This is a genomic window from Bradyrhizobium sp. PRIMUS42 (genome assembly GCF_023006515.1).
In the GTDB taxonomy this organism is placed as follows: domain Bacteria; phylum Pseudomonadota; class Alphaproteobacteria; order Rhizobiales; family Xanthobacteraceae; genus Bradyrhizobium.
Map to the genome: position 1 here is coordinate 1 of NZ_JALBGZ010000758.1, position 2,867 is coordinate 2,867.

General features: G+C 66.1%; 4 protein-coding genes and 1 riboswitch. Of the genes, 2 read left to right on the forward strand and 2 right to left on the reverse strand.

Annotation, left to right across the window (positions count from 1 at the left end):
- Together MOV75_RS33115 and MOV75_RS33120 are read right to left on the reverse strand one after the other, a co-directional pair.
- A partial coding sequence (locus MOV75_RS33115; RefSeq protein ID WP_309486989.1) for a GTP-binding protein occupies positions 1–433 on the reverse strand: 433 nt, incomplete at its 3' end.
- Complete coding sequence (locus MOV75_RS33120; protein WP_246930030.1) at positions 430–804, reverse strand: DUF1636 domain-containing protein; 375 nt, start codon at positions 802–804, stop codon at positions 430–432. The genes MOV75_RS33115 and MOV75_RS33120, both read right to left, overlap by 4 nt.
- 93 nt (positions 805–897) lie before the next feature.
- Positions 898–1,118: riboswitch (cobalamin riboswitch) on the reverse strand.
- Between the two features lie 40 nt (positions 1,119–1,158).
- Between MOV75_RS33120 and cobO the strand changes: the two genes are divergently transcribed.
- The gene (cobO, locus tag MOV75_RS33125) at positions 1,159–1,794 is read left to right on the forward strand and encodes a cob(I)yrinic acid a,c-diamide adenosyltransferase (protein WP_246930025.1); all 636 of its coding nucleotides are present in this window, start codon (positions 1,159–1,161) and stop codon (positions 1,792–1,794) included.
- 5 nt (positions 1,795–1,799) lie between these two features.
- Positions 1,800–2,867: cobyric acid synthase (locus tag MOV75_RS33130; RefSeq protein ID WP_247007429.1), on the forward strand; the 1,068-nt coding region annotated here is incomplete at its 3' end.

Consider the following 2,867-nt stretch of genomic DNA (forward strand, 5'->3'; position numbering starts at 1 on the left):
CGAAGCGGCCGGCCGCGACCGCCTCGGCATCGGCCAGCGCGATCACACCGTCGACGGTGATGCGCGAGCGGATCTCCGGCCAGTCGAACGCTTTCAGCAGCGGCTTCGGCAGCGCCAGGCCCGAGGTCTCGATCAGGATGTGATCCGGTCGCACCGGACGCGCCAGCAGTTTTTCCATGGTTGGAATGAAATCGTCGGCAACGGTGCAGCAGATGCAGCCATTGGCGAGTTCGACGATGTTCTCTTCCGGGCAGTTGGCATCGGCGCAGGACTTCAGGATTTCGCCGTCGACGCCCTCGCTGCCGAACTCGTTGACGAGCACCGCGAGCTTCTTGCCGTTTGCATTGGTGAGCAGATGCTGGATCAGCGTGGTCTTGCCGGAGCCGAGAAAACCCGTGACCACCGTCACAGGGACTTTTGCGAGCGAGTTCATTCGGCGGCCTCCGGCACGACGGCAACAGGGGGAATGCGGGCAAGCGACTGCTTGCGGAAGATCTCGGGACGGCTGCGCCATGGCACGATTCCGTCGGGCGCCGCCGCATAGGCCGCCGCGCCCGCGACCACGTCCTGCGCGTTGGCATCCGAGAGGCGGCCATAGACATAGGACCAGCGGCCGGGCGCGCTGAGCGCGACCGAGCAGCCCTGGCTGCAGGCCGACAGGCATTCGACGGGAACCACATTGACGCCGTCGGGCACGCCGGCGTCGAGGATCGCACCATGCAGGCGTTTTCCGGGCGTCGTCTCGCCCTCGCCGGGCGTCTCGCCGGCACGGCAGGTGATGCAGACGTGAAGTGTGACGGTCATCGCCTCTTCCAGATAATAGCGGGAGGCGATGAGGCACACGGACCATTCCCCAGAAGGCCCGTTTCCCCGTCGCGGAACACCCCGTCCGCCGGTCCAAAACTCGTCCGCGCTGGCAGGTCTCCCGGCTTGCGGAGCAGGGTCTTGCCCTTCGATCCCCGCCTTCCCGATCCCAAAGGGAATCAGTGGCTTCGGGCATCTCTCCGGTCACGGTCGCGGGGGCGGCTGCAGTTTGGACCCAAATCTTGCCGATTCGGACCCTATCGCATTCCCTCTTCGCCTGTCATAGGACAGGAACCAACGCCGGGCCACCATTTGCCGGTGGCCGCCTCTTGTCAAGCCGAAGGACCGGGACCGATGACGCCTGAACCGGATACCCAAACAGCCGAGGAAACCGACGCCCGGCACGCCCAGAAAATGGCGAAGAAGAAGGCCGCCCGCGACAAGATCATGGCGACCAAGAGCGGCGAAAAGGGACTGATCATCGTCCACACCGGCGCCGGCAAGGGCAAGTCGTCCTCGGCCTTCGGCATGATCGTCCGCTGCGTCGCCCATGGCTTCCCCTGCGCGGTCGTGCAGTTCATCAAGGGTGCCTGGGATACCGGCGAGCGGCGCCTGCTGACCGGCCATTTCGGCGACCTCTGCCAGTTCCACGCGATGGGCGAAGGGTTTACCTGGGAGACGCAGGACCGCGCCCGCGACATCGCCGCGGCGCGCGCCGGCTGGGAGAAGGCCAAGGAGCTGATCCTCGACGAGAGCTTGCGCATGGTCGTGCTCGACGAGATCAACATCGCGCTGCGCTACGACTATCTCGATATCGCCGAGATCGTCGAATTCCTGACGACGCAAAAGCCCGCGATGACCCATGTCGTGCTCACCGGGCGCAACGCCAAGGACGAGCTGATCGAGATCGCCGATCTCGTCACCGAGATGACCCTGGTCAAGCATCCCTTCCGCTCCGGCATCAAGGCGCAGGCCGGCGTCGAGTTCTGAATTCGATGGCGCGCACATTGATGATCCAGGGGGCCGGCTCGGACGTGGGCAAATCGCTCATCGTCGCCGGACTCGCGCGCGCCTTCACGCAGCGCGGCCTGCGCGTGCTTCCGTTCAAGCCGCAGAACATGTCGAACAACGCGGCCGTCACCGTCGATGGCGGCGAGATCGGCCGTGCCCAGGCACTGCAGGCGCTCGCCGCCGGCGTCGAGCCGCACACCGACATGAATCCGGTGCTGCTGAAGCCCGAGACCGATGTCGGCGCGCAGGTGATTGTCCAAGGCAAACGTATCGCGACCGCGCGGGCGCGCGACTACGCCGCGATGAAGCCGTCGCTCATGGGCGCGGTGCTGGAGAGCTTTGAGCGACTGAAGGTGCGCGCCGATCTCGTGCTGGTGGAAGGCGCCGGCAGTCCCGCCGAGGTGAACCTGCGCAAGGCCGACATCGCCAATATGGGCTTTGCCCGCAAGGCCGACGTGCCGGTCGTGCTGGTCGGCGACATCGACCGCGGCGGCGTCATCGCCCAGCTCGTCGGCATCAAGACGGTGATCGACCCCGACGATGCCGCGATGATCCAGGGTTTCGTCATCAACAAGTTCCGCGGCGATCCCACGTTATTCAAAGATGGTTATGGGCTAATCGAAACGAAGACCGCCTGGCGCGGCCTTGGTGTGCTGCCCTGGTTTGCGCGCGCCGGCGAGCTGCCGGCCGAGGACGCGCTGGGTCTGACCGACGCGCGAAAACTCGGTCAATGCAAGATCGCGTGCCTCGCGCTGTCGCGGATCGCCAATTTCGACGACCTCGATCCGCTCAAGCTCGAGCCGGGCGTCGATCTCGTGATGGTGCGCCCGGGCGAAGCGATCCCCGGTGACGTCAGGCTCGTCGTTATCCCCGGCTCAAAGTCCACCCGCGGCGATCTCGCCTTCCTGCGGGCGCAGGGCTGGGACATCGATCTCTTCGCGCATCATCGCAGGGGCGGCCATGTGCTCGGCCTCTGCGGCGGCTATCAGATGCTCGGGCGCAGCGTCGCCGACCCCGACGGTATCGAGGGCCCCGCGGGCGACACGCCGGGG

Coding starts and splice junctions, on each gene's coding strand:
- MOV75_RS33120 (WP_246930030.1), bottom strand. CDS start 804: ATGACCGTCACACTTCACGTCTGCATCACCTGCCGTGCCGGCGAGACG.
- cobO (WP_246930025.1), top strand. CDS start 1,159: ATGACGCCTGAACCGGATACCCAAACAGCCGAGGAAACCGACGCCCGG.